16 protein-coding genes are annotated in these 20,722 nt (G+C 68.4%); 14 read left to right on the top strand and 2 right to left on the bottom strand.

Features of this window, described 5'->3' with window-relative positions:
* Positions 1–103 precede the first annotated feature (103 nt).
* Positions 104–907 carry a YqaJ viral recombinase family protein gene (locus tag QF206_RS07680; protein WP_340309593.1) on the bottom strand — a complete coding sequence of 268 codons (804 nt, stop codon included), beginning with the start codon at positions 905–907 and terminating at the stop codon, positions 104–106.
* 144 nt (positions 908–1,051) lie between these two features.
* Here QF206_RS07680 and QF206_RS07675 point away from each other — a divergent pair, with 144 nt between their 5' ends.
* The 12 genes from QF206_RS07675 to QF206_RS07620 all read left to right on the top strand — a co-directional run bounded on the left by QF206_RS07675 (position 1,052) and on the right by QF206_RS07620 (position 17,032).
* Positions 1,052–1,816, top strand: a complete 765-nt coding sequence (locus tag QF206_RS07675; RefSeq protein ID WP_281488639.1) for a response regulator transcription factor — start codon at positions 1,052–1,054, stop codon at positions 1,814–1,816.
* Positions 1,813–3,456, top strand: a complete 1,644-nt coding sequence (locus QF206_RS07670; protein WP_281488638.1) for a sensor histidine kinase — start codon at positions 1,813–1,815, stop codon at positions 3,454–3,456. The genes QF206_RS07675 and QF206_RS07670 overlap by 4 nt, the downstream gene beginning before the upstream one ends.
* A 296-nt stretch (positions 3,457–3,752) precedes the next feature.
* A complete protein-coding gene (gene rplJ, locus QF206_RS07665) occupies positions 3,753–4,262 on the top strand; it encodes a 50S ribosomal protein L10 (protein ID WP_281488637.1) in 510 nt (169 codons plus the stop codon).
* Between the two features lie 50 nt (positions 4,263–4,312).
* Positions 4,313–4,705 (top strand): 50S ribosomal protein L7/L12, encoded by a 393-nt coding sequence (gene rplL, locus QF206_RS07660; protein WP_281488636.1) that lies wholly within the window; start codon positions 4,313–4,315, stop codon positions 4,703–4,705.
* Between the two features lie 313 nt (positions 4,706–5,018).
* Complete coding sequence (locus QF206_RS07655) at positions 5,019–6,344, top strand: ABC transporter substrate-binding protein (protein ID WP_281488635.1); 1,326 nt, start codon at positions 5,019–5,021, stop codon at positions 6,342–6,344.
* A gap of 28 nt (positions 6,345–6,372) precedes the next feature.
* Positions 6,373–7,746: an ABC transporter permease gene (locus QF206_RS07650; protein WP_281488634.1), complete on the top strand. Its 1,374-nt coding sequence runs from the start codon at positions 6,373–6,375 to the stop codon at positions 7,744–7,746.
* A 34-nt stretch (positions 7,747–7,780) separates the two neighbouring features.
* Positions 7,781–8,659 (top strand): carbohydrate ABC transporter permease, encoded by an 879-nt coding sequence (locus QF206_RS07645; protein WP_281488633.1) that lies wholly within the window; start codon positions 7,781–7,783, stop codon positions 8,657–8,659.
* Between the two features lie 363 nt (positions 8,660–9,022).
* A complete protein-coding gene (locus tag QF206_RS07640; protein ID WP_281488632.1) occupies positions 9,023–9,979 on the top strand; it encodes a type IV toxin-antitoxin system AbiEi family antitoxin domain-containing protein in 957 nt (318 codons plus the stop codon).
* Positions 9,980–10,552: 573 nt separating this feature from the next.
* Positions 10,553–12,409 carry an ABC transporter ATP-binding protein gene (locus tag QF206_RS07635; protein WP_422785374.1) on the top strand — a complete coding sequence of 619 codons (1,857 nt, stop codon included), beginning with the start codon at positions 10,553–10,555 and terminating at the stop codon, positions 12,407–12,409.
* 368 nt (positions 12,410–12,777) lie between these two features.
* On the top strand, positions 12,778–14,238 hold the full coding sequence (locus tag QF206_RS07630; protein ID WP_281488630.1) for a cystathionine beta-synthase: 1,461 nt from the start codon (positions 12,778–12,780) through the stop codon (positions 14,236–14,238).
* A gap of 102 nt (positions 14,239–14,340) precedes the next feature.
* Positions 14,341–15,510 carry a cystathionine gamma-synthase gene (locus QF206_RS07625; RefSeq protein ID WP_281488629.1) on the top strand — a complete coding sequence of 390 codons (1,170 nt, stop codon included), beginning with the start codon at positions 14,341–14,343 and terminating at the stop codon, positions 15,508–15,510.
* A 241-nt stretch (positions 15,511–15,751) separates the two neighbouring features.
* Positions 15,752–17,032, top strand: a complete 1,281-nt coding sequence (locus QF206_RS07620; RefSeq protein ID WP_281488628.1) for a saccharopine dehydrogenase family protein — start codon at positions 15,752–15,754, stop codon at positions 17,030–17,032.
* 150 nt (positions 17,033–17,182) lie between these two features.
* Here QF206_RS07620 and QF206_RS07615 read toward each other — a convergent pair whose 3' ends face one another.
* The gene (locus tag QF206_RS07615; protein ID WP_281488627.1) at positions 17,183–18,061 is read right to left on the bottom strand and encodes a hypothetical protein; all 879 of its coding nucleotides are present in this window, start codon (positions 18,059–18,061) and stop codon (positions 17,183–17,185) included.
* Here QF206_RS07615 and QF206_RS07610 point away from each other — a divergent pair.
* Positions 18,051–20,078: a sensor histidine kinase gene (locus tag QF206_RS07610; RefSeq protein ID WP_281488626.1), complete on the top strand. Its 2,028-nt coding sequence runs from the start codon at positions 18,051–18,053 to the stop codon at positions 20,076–20,078. The genes QF206_RS07615 and QF206_RS07610 overlap by 11 nt on opposite strands.
* Positions 20,071–20,715 carry a response regulator transcription factor gene (locus tag QF206_RS07605; protein WP_281488625.1) on the top strand — a complete coding sequence of 215 codons (645 nt, stop codon included), beginning with the start codon at positions 20,071–20,073 and terminating at the stop codon, positions 20,713–20,715. The genes QF206_RS07610 and QF206_RS07605 overlap by 8 nt, the downstream gene beginning before the upstream one ends.
* Positions 20,716–20,722 lie beyond the last annotated feature (7 nt).

Raw genomic sequence — 20,722 nt, 5'->3', positions numbered from 1 at the left:
CGGCCGCAGCTGTTCGCTCAGAACGTCGGCCTCGGGCGGAGGCAGCCGCACAGCGACGGCGGGTGCAGCGACGGCGCGCGCGGCGGCTGCGCGTCGAGGCGGGTCAGTGCCGGAGCAGTTCGAGCAGCCGGTCGGCCATGGTCACCAGGCGGTAGATCTCGTCTTCGTCGCGCTCGACCCACCGACATCGCGGGTCGCCGACCGGCACGAAATCGTCGTGCTGCTCCCACACCACCAGGGTGCGGTCTGCGCCGAGCACGTACTGCTGCCACCACACCTGCCGCAGGTACGAGCGCGGGATCGACTTCCATGCGGTCGTGGTCGTCTTGATCTCGGCCAGTTCGAGCGCTCCGCCACCCCTCACGGCGATGCCGTCGGGCGTCGCGAGGTGCAGTGGGGAGTTGGAGGCGTGGAACAGCGCATCGCTCGGCGCGATGCCGTACTCCGCGCGCACCCAACGCGCGATCTCCGGCTCTCGCTGACGTCCGTGGTCGGTATAGGCGTTCCCGGCGAACCCGGTGCCGTAGCGCTTGTCGCGCACCACCGATTGGAGTGCGCGCTCACTGCTGAAACGGGCGACATCGGTCGCGGTCACGCCGCGAGCGCGAGCGCGCAGCCACGCGACGCGGTCGCTCGACCGGGCGAGGATTCGCGCGAGGTGCGGATGCTGCTGAGTATTGCCGATCGCCGGGTTTGCGCCGTTGCCGATGCCCAGAGCCGCGGTCGATCCGAGCATCGCGGGCTCGGCGAGAGTCGGCTGGTCGCGTTGAGCCGCACCGGGAGATTGCAGCGCCATCGGCGAGAAGAGACCTGCATCCGTTCGCTTCCGCTGCTGCTGGCGGGGATCGCTCTGCTCCACCCGGAGCGGCAGCACGGGCTGCGCAGCGGTGTCGACAGGAACGGTCACCGCTCCATTGTCTCCCCTTGTGCGCGAGTGAGGGCACCCAGAGAATCCCGCGAGCCGGTGCGATCGACTGCGGAGCGCGGCGGGCCGGGTATCGCCCCAGCATGTTCATAGACAACTCATAGCCCCCGGCGGGATGCTGAAGCCATGGCACCTGGCAGCGACCCGCGCACTGCGCCCGCGGCATCCGCAGAGGCTCCCCGTCTCACCCGCCTCGACGGCAGCCCGGTGCGCGCGCTTGTGGTCGACGACGAGGAGAGCCTGAGTGACCTGCTGCACATGGCGCTGCGCTATGAGGGCTGGGAGGTCCGCACGGCGGCCACGGGCCAAGCAGCGCTGACGCATGCGCGCGAGTTCAAGCCCGACGTGATCGTGCTCGACATCATGATGCCAGACCTCGACGGGCTGGAGGTGCTCCGAAGGCTCCGCACCAGTGGCGACGATGTTCCAGTGCTCTTCCTCACCGCGAAAGACGCGGTCGACGATCGCGTGGCAGGCCTCACCGGCGGCGGCGACGACTACCTGACCAAGCCGTTCTCGCTGGAAGAACTGGTCGCCCGGCTGCGCGCACTGATCCGCCGCACCGTGACGATCAGAGCGGATGCCGTCGACCCCGAGCTGCGGGTCGGCGATCTCGTGCTCAACGAGGACAGCTACGAGGTGCACCGGGGCGGCACCCCGGTCGAGCTCACCGCCACCGAGTTCGAGCTGCTGCGCTACCTCATGCGCAACCCTCGCCGCGTGCTGTCGAAGGCGCAGATCCTCGATCGCGTCTGGAGCTACGAGTTCGATGGCAAGGCGAGCGTGGTCGAGCTCTACATCTCGTATCTGCGCAAGAAGATCGACTCGCTGGGCCCCGCGATGATCCACACGGTGCGGGGGGTCGGCTACATGATCAAGCCGGCACCATGACCGACCGACAGACGGATGCCGTCGAGGCTCGCGTCTCAGTCCCGCCCGCTCCGTCGCCGCCCGAATCACAAGCTGCGCCCCCAGGAGAGGCGGCCAACTCGCAGCTCGCAGTCGCTGGTCGGCCGCGGTTCTCCCGCGCGCCGTGGTCGCTCAGACGTCGGCTGATGCTCGGCGTCATCGCGATGATCGCGGTGCTGGGCCTCGTGGTCGGTGTGGTCAGTGTGCTGGCCCTCAGGGGGCTCCTCATGTCGCAGCTCGATCAGCAAGTGGCGCTGGCGCAGCAGCGCAGCGAGCGCGCGATCGAGGCCGAACTGAGCGCGCCAGGCAACGCGGCCCCCGGGCTCGGCAACGCGCAATCGAGCGGAACGATCGGTCTGGTCGTGCTCGACGGGGTGGTCGTTCGGGCCCAGTACTTCGATGAGCGCGCTGAGGTGCACACGCTCACGCGCTCGCAGCTCAGCGCGCTGCTCGGCGTCGAGGCCGACGGCATCCCTCGAACCGTCGAGCTGGGCGGTGAACTCGGCAACTACCGGGTCACGCAGGTCGAACTCGCACCGGGCCTCGGGCTCGTGGTCGGTCTGCCGCAGCAGCAGGTGGACGACGCGGTGCGAAACCTCACCCTCGCGATCGCGGCCATCACCGCGGCTGCGCTGATCGTGACCGCGCTCGCGGGAGGCATGGTGGTGCGAGCGGCGCTGCGCCCGCTCGACCGCGTCGCGGCGACCGCCGGTCGTGTCGCGCAGCTTCCGCTCGATCGCGGCGAGGTCGAGCTGGCCGAGCGGGTCGCACTCGATGACCCGCGAACCGAGCTCGGCCGCCTCGGGCAGGCGTTCAATCGCATGCTCGACCACGTGCTCGCAGCGCTCGCCGCTCGTGAGGCGAGCGAGCGACGCGTACGCCAGTTCGTCGCCGACGCGAGCCATGAGCTGCGCACGCCCCTCGCCTCGATCCGCGGGTATGCCGAGCTCACACGGCGAGGTGCTGACGTCTTGCCCGACGACACCAGGCACGCGCTCGCCCGCATCGAATCCGAATCGGTGCGGATGACCGGACTCGTCGACGAGTTGCTGCTGCTCGCGAGGCTCGATGCCGGCACCGAGCTCTCACGGCATCCGGTCGACATCGGTGCGCTGCTGCGCGACGCCGTGGCCGACGCGGCAGCGGCTGCGCCCGACCATGAGTGGTCGCTCGACGCGCCCGATCAGCCGGTCACTGTGAACGCGGATGCCGCGAGGCTCCAGCAGGCCGTCGGCAATCTGCTTGCGAATGCGCGCCTGCACACCCCGGCGGGCACGCGTGTCGAGGTGGCACTCTCGTCGCACGTCCCGCAGATGCCGGATCACGGCTCGTCACGCGAGGTGCTCATCACCGTGACCGACGACGGCCCTGGCATCGCACCCGAATTGCAGGCGACGCTCTTCGAGCGCTTCGTGCGCGGCGAACGCTCTCGCACGCGCGCCAACGGTGGCAGCACGGGGCTCGGGCTCGCCATCGCGCGCGCCATCGCCGAGGCGCACGGGGGATCGCTGACCGTCGAGAGCCGACTTGCCGAGCCGAGTGCCACGGATGCCACGGAGGCGACGGATGCCGCGGCATCCGGCTTCACCCGATTCACCCTCCGCCTGCCTGCGATCACCTGAAGAACTGTGCTGCCCGCCTGCCCGCCTGGCGGTCGCCCCTGGAGCCGGTGTTGCCGATTTGCGCGTAGCGACACCCTCCGCGTACCCTTGTCGAAGCCAAAGACCGCCGGTTGTCGCGTGCCCGAAGGGGTGTGCGACCGAAGGTTCACCAAGGGTGAAGGCCTGCGCAGGTGTATGAAGTGAGATTCCAAGACGGATGCCAAGCATCCGTCGGCAGGACCAAGCTCCGTGCGCGTGCGCCGGAGCTTTTTTCATTGGTGCGCCAGGGGCACCGGCTCAATTCATCAAGGAGCGCCATGGCGAACAAGGAAGCCTCGGTTGCCGAGCTCACGGAGAAGTTCCAGAGCTCGACCGCCGTTCTGCTGACCGAGTACCGCGGCCTCACTGTCGCTCAGCTCAAGCAGCTGCGCAAGTCGATCAGTGCGGACGCAACGTACGCCGTGGTGAAGAACACGCTGACCAAGATCGCGGCGAACAACGCCGGGATCACGGCGTTCGACGACCAGCTCGCTGGCCCGTCGGCGATCGCATTCGTTCACGGCGACCCTGTCGCCGTTGCAAAGTCCCTGCGTGACTTCGCCAAGGCAAACCCTCTGCTCGTGGTCAAGGGCGGTTACTTCGACGGTAACGCCCTCAGCCCCGAAGAGGTCACCAAGCTCGCCGACCTCGAAAGCCGTGAGGTGCTGCTGGCCAAGCTGGCCGGTGCCTTCAAGGCCTCGCTGTTCGGTGCTGCATACCTCTTCAACGCTCCGCTGTCGAAGGCCGTTCGCACGGTCGACGCGCTGCGTGAGAAGCAGTCCGCCTAATCCGCGGTACGACAACAACCACTACAAACCCTGCCAACAAGGAGATAGAAATGGCCAAGCTTTCCACTGAGGAGCTGCTCGAGGCGTTCAAGGAGCTCACCCTCATCGAGCTCAGCGAGTTCGTCAAGGCGTTCGAGGAGACCTTCGAGGTCACCGCTGCCGCCCCCGTCGCCGTTGCCGCGGCCCCCGCCGCCGGTGGCGCTGCTGGCGGTGCCGAAGAGGCCGAGGAGAAGGACTCGTTCGACGTCGTTCTCGAGGCCGCAGGCGACAAGAAGATCCAGGTCATCAAGGAGGTGCGCTCGCTCACCAGCCTCGGCCTGGGTGAGGCGAAGGCGCTCGTCGACGGCGCTCCGTCGACCGTCCTCGAGGGTGCCAACAAGGAGACCGCCGAGAAGGCCAAGGCCCAGCTCGAAGAGGCCGGCGCCACCGTCGTCCTCAAGTGAGCCGCGCCCCGCGAGGGGCAGTCGCCACGGCGACAACGGAACACTGCACCGGATGCCGCGACTTCGTGTCGCGGCATCCGTCGTTTAACGGGTCAAATCCCTCGCGATCCGTGGTCCGGCGAGAGTAACGATTCGGAGAACGTCTCCCGACGGTGCCCTTGCCGCCCTTGAGGCGGCGGCTTACGTTGAACCTGGGAAGCACCTTGCGATCGTCGCCCGGTCGCTTGAGAGGTTCCGCGGCTCCGCTTTTCCGACCACAGCATCTTCTCGAAGCTCGGGCGACTCGCTCAGCACTCAGTGATGAGGAGAAGAAATGCGTGGCATCCTGCAACACAGACGGGGCCTCGCGCCCCTCGCGATCGCCGGGGCACTCGCCCTGACGCTCGTCGGCTGCACCGGAGGGGGCGGCGGCAACAACAATGCCAATACGAACTCCCCGAATCAAGACTTCAGCGGTGAGACGATCAACGTCTCGGCGTCGTGGTCCGGCGCCGAGCAGACGAACTTCGAGAAGGTTCTGAAGCGCTTCGAGGACAACACCGGCGCCAAGGTCAACTACTCGAGCTTCGGCGACCAGGCTGCTACCACTCTCGGCACCCAGATCGAAGGCGGAAGCCCTCCGAACGTCGCTCTGCTGCCTCAGCCTGCCCTGCTCGACCAGTTCGCCAAGGACGGCAAGCTCATCGAGCTCTCCGGCGACGCGAAGAAGGCGGTCGAAGACAACTACTCGCAGAGCTGGATCGACCTCGGCTCGGTCGACGGCACGCTCTACGGGGTGTGGTTCAAGGCTTCCAACAAGTCGACCGTCTGGTACAACAAGGACATCTACGACCAAGCCGGCGCGTCCGAGCCGAAAGACTGGGATGACTTCCTCAAGCAGTTGAAGCTCGTCTCCGACTCGGGATACGCGGGCATCTCCATCGGCGCCGACGTCGGATGGCCGCTCACCGACTGGTTCGAGAACGTCTACCTTCGCACCGCGGGTGGTGACAAGTACGACCAGTTGACGAAGCACGAGATCCCGTGGACCGACCCATCCGTCGCCGAAGCGCTGACGGTGCTCGGAACGTTGTTCGGCAGCGACCTGGTGGAACCCGGTGCCGCGCAGCGCACGTTCCCGGAGTCGGTCACTGAGGTATTCGGTGCCGACCCCAAAGCCGGCACGGTATACGAGGGCGACTTTGTCGCGGGGAACATCACCGACGACGGCAACTCGACGGTGGGCGAGAACGCGCTGTTCTACGACTTCCCATCGGTCAACGGCTCGGCTCCCGCTGTGATGGGTGGCGGTGACGTCGCCGTCGCGTTCGTCGACGACGATGTGACAGCTGCATTCATGGCGTTCCTCGCCTCGCCGGAAGCTGCGGAGGAGTGGGTGCCGAACGGAGGCCTCACCTCACCGAACACCGCCGTCGACACGTCGAAGTACCCCGATGACGTCTCCAGGAAGATCGCTGAGGCGCTCACCGGCGCCGAGACGTTCCGGTTCGACATGTCGGACCTCACCCCGAGCGCCTTCGGCGGCACGCCGGGTCAGGGCTTCTGGCAAGTGATGATCGAGTTCCTGCAGAACCCGAGCGACGTCGCAGGCGCCCAGCAGAAACTGGAGTCCGCTGCAGCGGCGGCGTACACGAGCTGACCGGCGTGACCGATCAGGGGGGTGACGGATGACGCAGGCAGCAGTCGCGCCGCCTGAGCCGCCGCGCGAGCAACCGAGGAGGGACGGCGAACCCCGCCGCCCCTCCTCGGGCTCGCGGTGGCGCCGGGGCCTGATCGCGCTCGCCTTCTTAGCGCCGGCGCTCGTCATGCTCGGCGCGCTGGTGGTGTACCCGATGATCTACACGATCATCAGGTCTCTCTATGACCGCACCGGTGACCGGTTCATCGGGTGGGAGAACTACGTGACGATGTTCACGAGCGACTCCACCTTCACCGCGATCCGCAACAACATCATCTGGGTGCTGGTGGCTCCCATCGCCTGCACTGTGCTCGGCCTGATCTTCGCGGTTCTGCTCGACAAGATCAGGTGGTCGTATGCCTTCAAGCTCATCGTCTTCATGCCCATGGCGATCTCGATGCTGGCGGCCGGTGTCATCTTCCGAGGCATGTTCCAGGAGAACCCTAACCTCGGCGTCGTGAATGCCTCGCTGGTCGCGGTCAACAGCGTCTTCAGCGACGACGCGGCGTATCCGGGCGCTCGGCCCCGGGAGGACCAAGGCATCGTGGCGGACCGCGGGCTCGTGGCGAGCGAGGGGGAGGTCGCCACCGGGTCGACGCAGAACTTTCCGCTCGTCGGCATCCGTCAGACCGACCTTCCTCCCGAGACCGGAAATGCTCAGGAGGCGCAAACGCCGGGGAATGACGAGATCAGCGGCACTGTGTGGCTCGATGTCGTGCCCGGCGGCGGCGGGGTGGATGGCGAACTCGGTGACGGGAAGAAGGGCCTGCCGAACATCAAGGTCGATGCGGTCGCCGCTGACGGCACGATCGCGGCCTCTGCGGAGACCGACGCTGACGGGCGGTACACCCTCTCGGGCCTCGACCCAGGCAGCTACCGCGTTGCTCTCCCGGCGTCGAACTTCGATGAGGGGTACAAGGGCGTCTCGTGGCTGAGCGCCTCGTTCATCACGGGCGTGATCATCCTCTCGTACATCTGGATCTGGGCCGGCTTCGCGATGGTGATGATCTCGTCTGGGCTTTCGGCCATGGACCGCTCCCTTCAGGAGGCGGCTCGCATCGACGGGGCCAGCGAGTGGAAGGTGTTCACTCGCATCACCGCGCCCCTGCTCGCGCCCGTGCTGATCGTGGTGTTCGTGACGCTGATCATCAATGTGCTCAAGATCTTCGACTTGGTCTACGTCATACCACCAGGTGCGTCGAAGCCGGCGGCGAACGTGATCGCCGTCGAGATGTGGACCGTCTCGTTCGGAGGCGGCAATGACCAGGGCCTCGGTAGCGCGCTCGTCGTGCTGCTGCTCGTGCTCGTGCTGCCGTTCATGATCATCAACGTGCGCCGGTTCAAGCAGGAGCGAGAGCAATGAGCAGAGCAGCGGATGCCGGAGGTGCGCCGTGACCGTGAGCGATCTCACCGTCGTGCGGCGCAAGCGCACGCCTGCGGAACGAGTGCTGGCCTTCTTCGGCCGCGGCATCGTGAACGTGCTGCTCATCATCGTCGCGGTGTTCTGGCTCGTGCCGACCGTGGGACTCTTCATCTCATCGTTGCGGCCGATCGGCGAGAGCACCTCGTCGGGATGGTGGACGGTCTTCACCGCGCCCGCGCAGTTGACGCTGGAGAACTACGCCAACCTGTTGTCGAACCCCACGATCACCGGGTCGTTCTGGAACACCGTGGTCATCACCGTGCCGGTGACCGTCGCGGTCGTGGTGATCGGGGCGCTGGCGGGCTATGCCTTCGCGTGGATGGACTTCCCGGGGCGCGACTGGCTGCTCATCGCGATCATCGTGCTGCTCGCCGTGCCGCTGCAGGTGGGCCTCATCCCGATCGCCCGCATGTTCGGGGCGATCGGCATCTTCGGGTCGATCATCGGTGTGATCCTGTACCACATCGCCTTCGGCCTGCCGTTCGCGGTATTCCTGCTGCGCAATTTCTTCACGCAGATCCCGGGGGAGCTGCTCGAGGCCGCGCGCATCGACGGTGCCAGCGAGTTCCGGATCTTCACGCGGATCGTGCTTCCGCTGGGCGGGCCGGCGATCGCTTCGCTCGCGATCTTCCAGTTCCTGTGGACGTGGAACGACATGCTCGTGGCGCTGATCTTCAGCAACTCCGAGTCGCAACCGCTCACGGTCGCGATCCAGAGCCAACTGCGGCAGTTCGGCGCGAACATCGATGTGCTGTCGTCGGGCGCGTTCCTGTCGATGCTCGTGCCGTTGGTCGTCTTCTTCGCCTTCCAGCGCTACTTCGTGCAGGCGCTGCTCGCCGGCTCGCAGAAGTAGCCGCCCGGGTTCCGCGCTGTCGCGAGGGTTTGCGTCGCTCGCGCGGGTTGGAGCCCGACGGAGTGCAGCAATCCCTGGCGCGACCGCCGCCGCCGCCGCCACCACCGCGACCGCGACAGTCACAGTCACAGTCACGCCCCCGCCGCAGTTGCCTCGACTTGTGCCTTGCGGCCAGCCCCCGCTGTCGCGAGGGTTTGCGTCGCCCTCCGCGCTGTCGCAAGGGTTTGCGTCGCCCGCGCGCGTTGGAACCCGACGTAGTGCAGCAAACCCTCGCGCCGCCACCACAGTTCACACGGCCGCGCCCTCGCCCACAGGCCGTCGCATAGGCATCCATGCTCCGCGGTCGTCTTGTGTGCTGGACGGATGCTGCACTCCGCTCTCGCCGACGACCTCGAAGTCGCGCTCGCCTCCCACGACGGCCTGGTCACGACCGCTCAGCTCACCGAGCTCGGGTTCAGCAGCCGAGCAGTGTCACGAGCGGTCGCTACCGGCCGACTCGCGCCCTTGCGACGCGGCGTCTATGCCGATGCGGCAGTGCACGCGGCCGCCGATCCGGAGGAGCGGCATGTGTGGCGGATGCGGGCAGAAGCCGCGGTCGCGCACAAGCCCCTCGTCTTCAGTCATGCTTCCGCCGCTGCCCTCCATGGTCTTCCCTTCATCGGCGACGCACCGGGCAGGGTGCACGTGGTGGCTGAGACCCGCAGCGGCAGCAACTCTGCTGGTCGCTGCGTCCACACGACACAGTCTCCTGTGCGCCCGGTGGTCGTGGAGGGCCTGCTCGTCACCTCGCTGGAGCGCACGGTCGTCGACCTCGCGCTGACAGCATCCTTCGCAGCCGCGCTGGCCGCTGCTGACCGAGCGCTCGCGTTGATCGACGCGGACACTCCGGCGCCGCTGCTGGAGACGCTCGAGTCCCTTCAACCGACGCGCGGCCTCCGACGTGCGCTGCGCGTGCTGCGAGCCGCCGACAGGCGTTCCGGCAGCGCCGGCGAGTCGCTGAGCCGCGCGCGCATGATCGAGCTCGGCTTCGAGGTTCCAGAGCTTCAGGTGCGTTTCGACCGCCCGGGTGGAGGTGTCTCGTTCGTCGACTTCTTCTGGAGACGGCAGGCGCTGATCGGCGAGTTTGACGGGCTCGTGAAGTACTCGCGGTCGCGCGAGTTGAATGGGATGTCGCCCGCCGCATCCGTCATCGCCGAGAAGCGCCGAGAAGACGAGCTGCGCCGGCAAGTCAGGGGTTTCGAGCGTTGGACCTGGGACGACGCGATCTCGCCACGGCGCTTCGGGGCGCTGCTGTCCGACTTCGGTGTCCCGCGCGCCTAAGACACACCCCCTGACCGAAGCTCCACACGCGCCGATCGGCTCCGGCGCGAATCCCGTCACGCGAGCGCCTGGCCGCTGGCCACGCGAGGGTTTGATGCAGTCGCGATGGTTTGAACCCGCGCAAGTGCAGCAAACCCTCGCGCGTGTCAGCACGACGCCGCGGGGGCAGCTCGAGCAAACCGTCGCGACGGCCTTCGACCCGCGAGAGGGGTGTCATCCTCACGCGACGGACGACCTCCGGTCCGCGACCGACCCTTCCTTCACGTGACGGTTCACCTCCGGTCCGCGCGAGGGTTTGATGCAGTCGCGACGGCTTGAGCCCGCGCGGGTGCAGCAAACCCTCGCGTGAGTTGCCGTCGAAGCCGAAGCGGCTCGAGCAAACCCGCGCGAGAGTTGAAGCGAACGCGAACGCGAACGCGAAGGCGAAGGCGAAGGCGGAGGCGAAGGCAGAAGCGACGACGGAGACGAAGGCGGAGGCCGCGGCGCGGCGAAGTCGGGCGCACTGGAACCCCAAGGCAGCCGGCACCGCCGAGGCACTCGGCAGCGCGGGGGTAGCCTCGCCGTGTGAGTGTGGTGGGAGCAGGCCGCGGCGGCGGCGGGGGCAGGCCGGGTGCCCGCATCAGTGGCGGGGATGCCGAGGCGCAGCGCGCGATCAACGCCGAGGCCCCGCACATCCCGCACCTGCTCCGCCGGATCGCCGCGCTCTTCGCGCCGCACAAGGCGAAGCTCAGCGTCACCATCGCCCTCGTGCTGGTCGGCGCTGCGCTCAGCGTCGTGCCGCCCCTGCTCACGCAGCAGGCGTTCGACCGCGGCTTGTTCCCGCAGCATCAGCGCGGTCCCGACCTGCAGGTCCTCGGCATCCTGGTCGGCCTGATGATCGCGGTGTATGTGGTGTCGGCGCTGCTCGGGGTCTGGCAGACCTGGCTCACCGCCACGGTCGGCAACACCGTCATGGGTGAACTGCGCGTCGGTCTGTTCCGCCACTTGCAGACGATGGAGCTCGGCTTCTTCACTCGCACGAAGACCGGCGTCATCCAATCGCGCCTGCAGAACGACGTGGGCGGCGTCGCCAACGTGCTCACCAACACCATCTCAAGCGTGCTCGGCAACACCGTCACCGTGATCGCGGCCTTCATCGCCATGCTGCTCCTCAGCTGGCAGCTCACGATCGTGGCGCTGTTCCTCATGCCGGTGCTCGTCATCGCCCAGCGGCGCGTCGGGCAGGTGCGCGCCCGCATTGCCGCCAAGTCGCAGGAGTCGCTGTCTGAGATGACCGCGATCACGCAGGAGGCGCTCAGCGTCTCGGGAGTGCTGCTCGCGAAGAGCTTCAACCGTCAGCGCGCCGAGACCGACCGCTACGCCGACGAGAACAGGCGGCAGGTCGGGCTGCAGGTGCGCCAGCAGATGAGCGGCCAGTGGTTCTTCGCGCTCGTGAACATCTTCCTGTCGGCGGTGCCGGCAATCGTGTACCTCGTCTCGGGCCTCCTCATCACGGGCGGCGCCGCAGGCATCACCGCCGGCACGATCGTCGCCTTCACCACGGTGCAGGGGCGCCTGCTATTCCCTCTCATGGGTCTCATGCGCCTGGCGCTCGACGTGCAGACCTCGCAAGCCCTCTTCGCGCGCATCTTCGAGTACCTCGACCTCAGACCGAGCATCACGGATGCCGCAGCATCCGCTCCGGTCGATCGCACCCTCGTCGGCCTCGTCGAGTTCGACGGCGTGAGCTTCCACTACCCAGACGCGAGCGAGGCAGAGCCGACGCTTCGCGAGGTGAGCTTTCGCATCGAGCCCGGACAGTTCGCCGCCTTCGTCGGCCCCAGCGGTGCGGGTAAGACGACCATCGGCTACCTGGTGCCGCGTCTCTACGATGTGTCGGGTGGGGCGGTGCGCTTCGCCGGTACCGACGTGCGAGAGTTGCGCCACGACGACCTGATCGCCGAGATCGGCATCGTCAGTCAGGAGACGTACCTCTTCCACTCGACCATCGCCGCGAATCTCCGGTACGCGAAGCCCGATGCGAGCGACGCGGAACTGCATGCTGCAGCACGGGCAGCGAACATCCACGACACGATCATGAGCTTCCCCGACGCGTACGAGACGGTCGTCGGCGAACGCGGGTACCGGCTGAGCGGCGGCGAGAAGCAGCGCATCGCGATCGCGCGAGTGCTCCTGAAGGACCCCGCCGTGCTGGTGCTCGATGAGGCGACCAGCGCGCTCGACACCGTATCGGAGCGTGTCGTGCAGCAGGCGCTCGACGCTGCCTCGCGAGGGCGTACGACGATCGCGATCGCGCACCGCCTCTCGACCATCGTCGGTGCAGACGTCATCTTTGTCGTCGAGCGGGGTCGCGTCGTCGAGCACGGAACCCACGCCGAACTGCTCGCCGCGAACGGCACCTACGCGCGCCTCTTCGAACAGCAGCGGTGACGGACGACGGATGCCGGACTCCGGATGCCGGATGCCGGATGCCGGACGACGGATGCCGGTGTCACGCCATCCGCTCGGCATTCCCGCGCCACCCCACGCGGCACGTCAACTTCGGCCTCGGCGTGCCCGCCTGCCGATGAGCGCTGAGCGCTGCTGCCGCCGCAGGCACTCGCAGCATCCGCCGTCCGGACTGAGACTGAGCTCTCCGTCGCGATGGTTTGCTGCACCCGCAGGGGTTGAATCCCGCGCGAGTGCAGCAAACCCTCGCAGGTCAACGGATCGCCAGGTGGGCAGCTCACGCGGGCGGCGGGCGGCGCAGGCGCTCAGCACACGTAACAGCATCAGACCCCGCTGCTAGCCTCGCAGTCATGAAGTACGCCGCGAGTGTTATCGACCTGGTCGGCGACACCCCCCTCGTCAAGCTCAACCACGTGACCGGTGATGTCAAGGCCACGGTGCTCGTCAAGCTCGAGTACCTGAACCCGGGCGGCTCATCGAAGGACCGCATCGCGACCCGCATCATCGACGCGGCCGAGCGCGAGGGCAAGCTCAAGCGCGGCGGCACCATCGTGGAGCCCACGAGCGGCAACACGGGTGTCGGCCTCGCTCTCGTGGCGCAGCAGCGCGGCTACCGCTGCGTGTTCGTCTGCCCCGACAAGGTGGGCGAAGACAAGCGCAACGTGCTCAAGGCCTACGGCGCCGAGGTGGTCGTCACGCCGACCTCGGTCGCGCCAGACAGCCCCGAGTCGTACTACAGCGTCTCCGACCGCCTCGCCCGCGAGATTCCCGGCGCGTTCAAGCCCAACCAGTACGAGAACCAGAACGGCCCGCTGAGTCACTACGAGACGACCGGCCCCGAGATCTGGCGCGACACCGACGAGCGCATCACGCACTTCGTCGCGGGAGTGGGCACGGGCGGCACCATCAGCGGCACCGGCCGGTACCTCAAGGAGGTCTCGGGCAATCGCGTGCGCATCATCGGCGCCGACCCCGAGGGCTCGATCTACTCGGGCGGCGGCGGGCGTCCGTACCTCGTCGAGGGCGTGGGCGAAGACTTCTGGCCCGGTGCCTACGACCCGAAGCAGGTCGACGAGATCATCGAAGTGACGGATGCCGAGTCGTTCGACATGACTCGACGGCTCGCACTCGAAGAGGGCATCCTCGTCGGCGGCTCGAGCGGGATGGCGGTCGTCGCTGCGCTCAAAGCCGCGGCATCCCTCGATGAGGACGCCGTCGTCGTCGTACTGCTGCCCGATGGAGGACGCGGCTACCTCGGCAAGATCTTCAACGACACGTGGATGGATCACCACGGCTTCGGCGAAGAGCCCGACGAGAGCGAAGTGCTCACAGTGCGCGATGTGCTCGACGAGTCACGTGCGGATGCCGGCGATGCCGGCGCTTCGGGCGCTTCGGGAACCGAGGTCGCCCGCGGCACCGAGCCCCTCATCGCGATCCACCGCGACGCGACCGTGCGCGAGGCAGTCGAAGCCATGGCCCACCACGGCGTGACGGAGCTCGCCGTGCTGAGCGCCGCCCAGCCGGTCGTGCTCGGCGAGGTGGCCGGGGCGGTCACCCAGTCGGGACTGCTCTCCGCGCTCGCCGAGGGCGGCATCACCGGCGACACCGTTCTCGCCCGGCTCGACTCGCTGCCCGCGTCCGCGCTGCCGCTCGTCGGAGCCAACGAGCCGATCGAAGACGCCGAGCGCCTGCTCGATGAGCGCGGGGTCGGCTCGGCGCTCGTGCTCGACCTCGGCAAGCCGATCGCCACCATCACGAGGGCGGCGATCCTTCGCCACCGGGCCCTCGCCCATTCGCGCACACGCCCATGATCGACAGGCGCATCCCCATCGCGGCTCGCTGAGCGCCCGCCCGCCTGGCTTCAGACCACAGGCGGAGCGACGGCATCCGATTCAACGGAGAAGGGTTCTGAGATGACTCACCACACCGACCGCCTCGACGGCTACGACTTCAACACCCGCGCGATCCACGCCGGCCAGGCCTTCGACCCCACCACCGGCGCCGTGGTGCCGCCGATCTACATGTCGTCGACGTTCGTGCAAGACGGCATCGGCGGGTTCCGCGGCGGGTACGAGTATGCGCGTGGCGGAAACCCGACGCGCGATTCGTTGCAGACGATGCTCGCCTCGCTCGAGGGCGCCAAGCACGCATTCAGCTTCGCCTCGGGCCTCGCGGCAGAAGACGCGCTGCTCCGCGCGGTGCTGAAGCCGGGCGACCACGTGCTCATGGGCAATGACGTCTACGGCGGCACTCACCGCCTCGTGAACCGCGTGCACGTGCCGTGGGGAGTGGGGCTCTCGACGGTCGAGATGTCGGATGCCGACGCCGTGCGCGACGCGATCCGGCCCGAGACTCGCGTGCTGTGGCTCGAGACCCCCAGCAACCCGCTGATGAAGATCACCGACATCGCCGCGCTCGCCGCGATCGGCCACGAAGCGGGCGCTCTGGTCGTCGTCGACAACACTTTCGCATCGCCCTACCTGCAACGACCCATGTCGTTCGGCGCCGATGTGGTGGTGCACTCGACGACGAAGTACCTCGGCGGGCACTCCGACGTGCTCGGCGGGGCGGTGGTGCTCGATGACGATGAACTCGCCGCCAAGGTCGGTTTCCAGCAGTTCGGTGCGGGAGCGGTCTCGTCGCCGATGGAGGCGTGGCTGACCGTGCGCGGCATCAAGACGCTTCCGGTGCGCATGGACCGGCACAGCGCGAACGCCGGCACCATCGCCGAGGCAGTGCAGCGGCATCCGAAGATCGAACGGGTCTACTACCCCGGCCTCCCTGATCACCCGGGTCACGCGATCGCCGCGAAGCAGATGCACGGTTTCGGCGGGATGCTGTCGCTGGCCGTGCGTGGTGGCAGTGATGCCGCGCGCAAGCTCGCTGAGAGCACGACGCTGTTCCAGCTGGCGGAGTCGCTCGGCGGCGTCGAGTCGCTCATCGGCTACCCGAGCGAGATGACGCACGCGTCGGTCAAGGGCACCGAGCTCGCCGTGCCCGAGAACGTGGTACGTCTGTCGGTGGGCATCGAGTCGGTCGACGACCTGCTCGCTGATCTGACAGAGGCGCTTGACCGGCTCTGACGACGGGCGCCGGCGGCGCCTCTGACGACCGGCTCTAACGGCCGGCTCTCGGCCGGCGCTCGACCGGCTCTGACGAACGGCTCCGGCGGCGCCTCCGACGACCGGCTCCGGCGGCGCCTGACGACCGGCTCCGGCGGCGCCTCTGACGACCGGCGCCGAGACGGCTCCGGCGGCGCATCCGGCTACCGGCTCTGACGGCCTCGCTCTGGTGCGAGGCCGATGACGCCGCTACGGTCAGGGCATGCGAATCCTGCTAGTGGGTGCCGGCGGCGTCGGCAATGCGATCGCGAAGATCGCCGCACGGCGCAACTTCTTCGAGACCATGGTCGTGAGCGACTACGACCCGGAGCGAGCCGAGCAAACGATCGCCTGGCTCACCGAGCGCCATGGCGATCAGGGCTCGCGCTTCATCGCGGCCAGGGTGGATGCCGGCGACCCGGCGAGCGTCACGGCGCTCGTGCGCGAGCACCGCATCACGCACGTCATGAACGCGGTCGAGCCGAAGTTCGTGCCCTCGGTGTTCACCGGCGCGTTGGATGGCGGCGCCGACTACCTCGACATGGCGATGAGCCTGTCGGAACCGCACCCGACCGCGCCGTACGAGCAGCCCGGGGTGAAGCTCGGCGACGATCAGTTCGCGCAGGCGCCCGACTGGCAGGCCGCCGGGCGGCTGGCGCTTGTGGGCATGGGCGTTGAGCCCGGGCTGAGCGATGTCTTCGCCCGGTACGCCGTCGACCATCTGTTCAGCGAGGTGTACGAGCTCGGCACTCGCGACGGCGCGAACCTCGTCGTGCGCGACAGCGCCGGGAACGAACTGTTCGCCCCCTCGTTCAGCATCTGGACCACGATCGAAGAATGCTTGAACCCGCCGGTGGTGTGGGAGAAGGACCGCGGCTGGTACACGACCGAACCCTTCTCCGAGCCGGAGGTGTTCGACTTCCCCGAGGGCATCGGGCCGGTCGAGTGCGTCAACGTCGAGCATGAAGAGGTCATGCTCATGCCGCGGTACCTCGACGCGCAGCGCGTGACGTTCAAGTACGGGCTGGGCGACGAGTTCATCGGCATCCTGAAGACCCTCAACCAGCTCGGACTCGACTCCACCACGCCGATCCGCGTGCGTTCCGCGAACGGCCCGGTCGAAGTGGCGCCGCGTGATGTGGTCGCCGCAGCACTGCCCGACCCGGCCACGATCGGCCCGATGATGACGGGCAAGACCTGTGCGGGAGTCTGGGTCACCGGCCTCGGCAAAGACGGCGAGCCGCGCGAGGTCTACCTCTATCACGTCAGCGACAACGAGTGGACGATGGCCGAGTATGGCGCGCAATGCGTCGTGTGGCAGACCGCGATGAATCCTGTGATCGCCCTCGAGCTGCTGGCCACCGGTGTCTGGCACGGCGTGGGCGTCGTCGGCCCTGAGGCGTTCGACGCTGCACCGTTCCTCGAACTCATGGCGAAGCCCGTCGAGGAGGGCGGCTACGGTCAGCCCTGGGGGCTCGAGGAGCGCGCTCCTCAAGCGGCGTAGCGCAAAGGCGTCGCGCGGCATCCATAACGACATCGGTCCGGCGGCCCTGAATGGGCTCACCGGACCGATGTCGTCGTGCTCGCGGCCCGATGGCGGCGCGAGCGGCTGCTGCGCCGGATGCGGTCGCGGCCGCAGCCTCACCGCACCCCGTCACCGGCGTGCGCGCTCCGTCAGTTGGGGCGAGATCGCGAACGTGAGCCCGATCGCCAGGTGGCTGAGCGTCATGAACGTCATGTACGCAGGCCACGCCAGCGGCTGGTCGCCCTGTTCGAGCACGGTGACGATGAAGGGGATCAGCGGCCAGGATGCCGCGACCAGCGGCAGCGCCCGCGCCGCGCCGCGCCACGATCCGTTCAGCGCCACCCTCAGCGCGACGGCGAACGTCGCGGCCGCCGTGACGAACATCGCGGTGTTCGACACGGTGAGGCTCGTCTCGCTCGGGGCGATCGCGTGCGTGATGCTGGTGGCCATCGTGCCGAGGCTCAGCACGATCGCCACGGCGCCCATCGCTCGCCAGCCGCTGCTTCGGCCCACGCCGCCTGCAAGCGTGACGATGAGCAGCACGCCGACGATCGCGAGCTCGAGGGCGATCGCCGCCAACGCACCGGTCAGCGAATAGCGCTCGCCCTCCGGCCACGGAAGCGCGACGAGCACTCCGAAGACGACGACGAGCGCGGTGATCGCGAGGCCCCCGGCCCGCACGGCTTGGCGCTGCTGAGGCGCCTTCGGTTCACTATGCGCCGGCACATCGGTACGTGCGGCGCGAGGGATGGTGCTGGTGTTCATGGTGCTCCAATCGGTCGAGGTGGTTCCAACTGATGCCACGATCGCGGCCATGCGTCCCGGGCGGACAGTGACGGCGCGCCATGCCTTCAGCGGCACGATGTCCCCGCAGAACGGGACAGGGTCGGGACAATTGCCCGCTGACAGCGGCCGTCCGGCCTGCGACGATGAGCACATGTCAGTGACCGTCGGCGCGGCGACCGGGGCCAGGGTGTTGCGGGCCTCGCCGGTGGCGATGTCGGTCACGCTCTCCTTCGCGGTGGCGCTCGCCGCTGCAGCAGTGGCGCTCGACCTGCTCGTCGCCGCCCGCGGCGAGAACCCGCCGGTGGCTCCGGCATGGACGCTCGCACTCCCGGGCGGATGCCTCGCCTCGGCGGGTGCGCTGATGGCGGGTCGGATGCCCCGGCATCCGATCGCGGTCATCCTCCTCGTGTTCGGTTTCGGACAACTGCTCGTCGGGCTGAGCGCGGGGTGGGTGAACGTGGCGGCGACGGGGTCGCCCGAACTGCCTCTCGTCGCTGCCGCGCTGTGGCTGGTGCAGCGGTGCTCGGGCATTGCGATGTTCGCCGTGCCGCTCGTGCTCGTGCTGTTCCCTGACGGGCGACTTCCCAGACGACGCGTCTGGAAGGCGCTCGCACTCGTGAGCCTTGCGCTCATGGCATTTCTGGCCCTGATGCTCGTGACGGCGCCTTTCGGCCAGTCGAGTCACCGCTTCGGGGCTCCCGATTCGCGGGTGCGGCCCTGGATCGACTTCGACTGGGGGGTGCAGTTGCCGCCGGGCGGGTGGCTGATCCTCCTGCGATTGGTCGTGCCCGCGATGATCGGCGCGCTGGCGCTCGCCGCGATCGTGGTGATCGCGAGGTCGGCCGGCGCCGACGAGGTGAGGCGGCGGCAGCTGCGCTGGTTGGCGTGGTCAGGGAGTGTGTTCAGCCTTGGCTTCATCCTCGGCGTCACTGTGCTGCCGTACGACTTGGCGCAGGCGGTGCTCACCCTCACGACGGCAGCGGTGTGCTGGGCGCTGGTGGCATCGATCACCGGGTCCAAGCTCGGGGCGATCGACCGGGTCATCGGCTGGAGCATCGTCTATGCCGTGCTCGTCGCGGCGGTGATCGTGGTCGACCTCGCACTGGTGATGCTGGCAGGCGGATTGGCGGATGACAGCACACTCGCGATCGTCGCGATGATCGCAGTGCTGATCGTCTACGCGCCGTTGCGCGAGCGGCTGCTGGGCTTGGTGAACCGCATGGTGAACGGCCGGAGGGGAGACCCCTACGGCGTCGTCTCCGCCCTCGCGCAGCGCCTCGAGCGCAGCGACGAGCCCGACGATCAGCTGTCGCACATCGCCCGTGCGGTGCGCAAGGCATTCGCCTCGCCGTACGCGGCGGTGCGCATCGAACGACCGGACGGCGGGATGCTGCTCGCCGAAGACGGCGTGCGCACCGACACCGCGCGCACCATGCCGCTCATGTATCGCGGTGAGACCATCGGCACACTCGAACTCGCGGCCGGCAGACGCAGCACCCGCATGTCGTCGCGAGACGAGCGCCTGCTCGCCGACCTCGTGCGGCAGGCCGCAGCGGCGGTGCGCTTCGACGCGGTGAGCCGCGAGCTGCAGAGCATCCGCGAGAAGCTGGTGCTTGCGCGCGAGGAGGAGCGCCGTCGCATTCGGCGCGACCTGCACGACGGCCTCGGGCCAGCGCTCGCCGCGGTGGGACTCCGGCTCGACGCGGCGCGCAATCTGCTGGGGCGTGACCCCGAGGGTGCGGCCGTGCTGCTCGAGGCGGCGAGTTCCGAGCTCTCCGAGAGCATCGGCGAGATCCGCCGGGTGAGTCATGATCTGCGTCCCCCCGCCCTCGACGACCTCGGGTTCGAGCGAGCACTGCAGCAGCTCTGCGAACGGCTGAGGGCCGAGCTCTCAATCGAGCGGATGCCGGCGGCGCTTCCCCCCGCGGTCGAGGTCGCCGCCTATCGAGTGGCTGCCGAGGCGCTCACGAACGCCGGGCGTCACGCCCGAGCGCAGCACTTGCGCGTCGAATTGCGCGGAGACGACCGGCAGTTCGCGCTCGAGGTGAGCGACGACGGCATCGGCGTTCCGCTCGATACGGTCGCCGGGGTCGGCATCCGTTCGATGCATGAGCGCACTGAGGAACTCGGCGGTTCGGTGCAACTGCTCGAACGCGACGGCGGCGGTACGATCGTGCGCGCGAGCTGGCCGATCGGCGGCGCGGCCGTGAGCGACCCCGGAGAGCACCGGAATGGCTGAGATCACCGTCGTCATCGCCGACGACCACCCGGTGTACCGGGAAGGGCTCGCGGCGCTGCTGACCTCGATCGGCGACCTTCGGGTCGTCGCGACCGCGGCGGATGGCGCCGAAGCGGTGCAAGCGGCGCTCGCCGAACGGCCCGACGTCGTGGTGATGGACGTGCAGATGCCGGTCATGGACGGCATCGAGGCGACGAGACGCATCATCGAGCGGCAGCCGGATGCCGGCATCCTCATGCTCACGATGTCGGAGGACGACGGCACCGTCGCTGAAGCCATGCGCGCGGGCGCCAGGGGGTACGTGCTCAAGGGCGCGGGCCAGGCCGACGTGGCCAGGGCCATCCGTGCGGTGGCCGCGGGCGATGCGGTGCTCGGCGGGCGGCTCGCCTCTCGGGTCGGTGAGTACTTCGCTCGCCGGTCGGCCACCCCGTTCGCAGAGTCGTTCCCGCAGCTCACCGAGCGCGAACGCGAGGTGCTGCAGCACCTGGCGGCCGGGCGTACGAATTCGCAGATCGCGGAACTGCTCTACCTCGCGCCGAAGACGGTGCGCAATACCGTCTCGAACATCTTCGCCAAGCTGCAGGTGCGGGATCGCGGGGAGGCGGCAGCGCTCGCCCGTGAGGCGGGGCTCGAGTAGCGTCGGG

It is taken from the genome of Ruicaihuangia caeni, from assembly GCF_029952955.1.
Taxonomy (GTDB): Bacteria; Actinomycetota; Actinomycetes; order Actinomycetales; family Microbacteriaceae; genus Ruicaihuangia; species Ruicaihuangia caeni.
The sequence above is the reverse complement of the archived record's forward strand: the minus strand, read 5'-3'. Positions and strand labels throughout refer to the sequence as shown.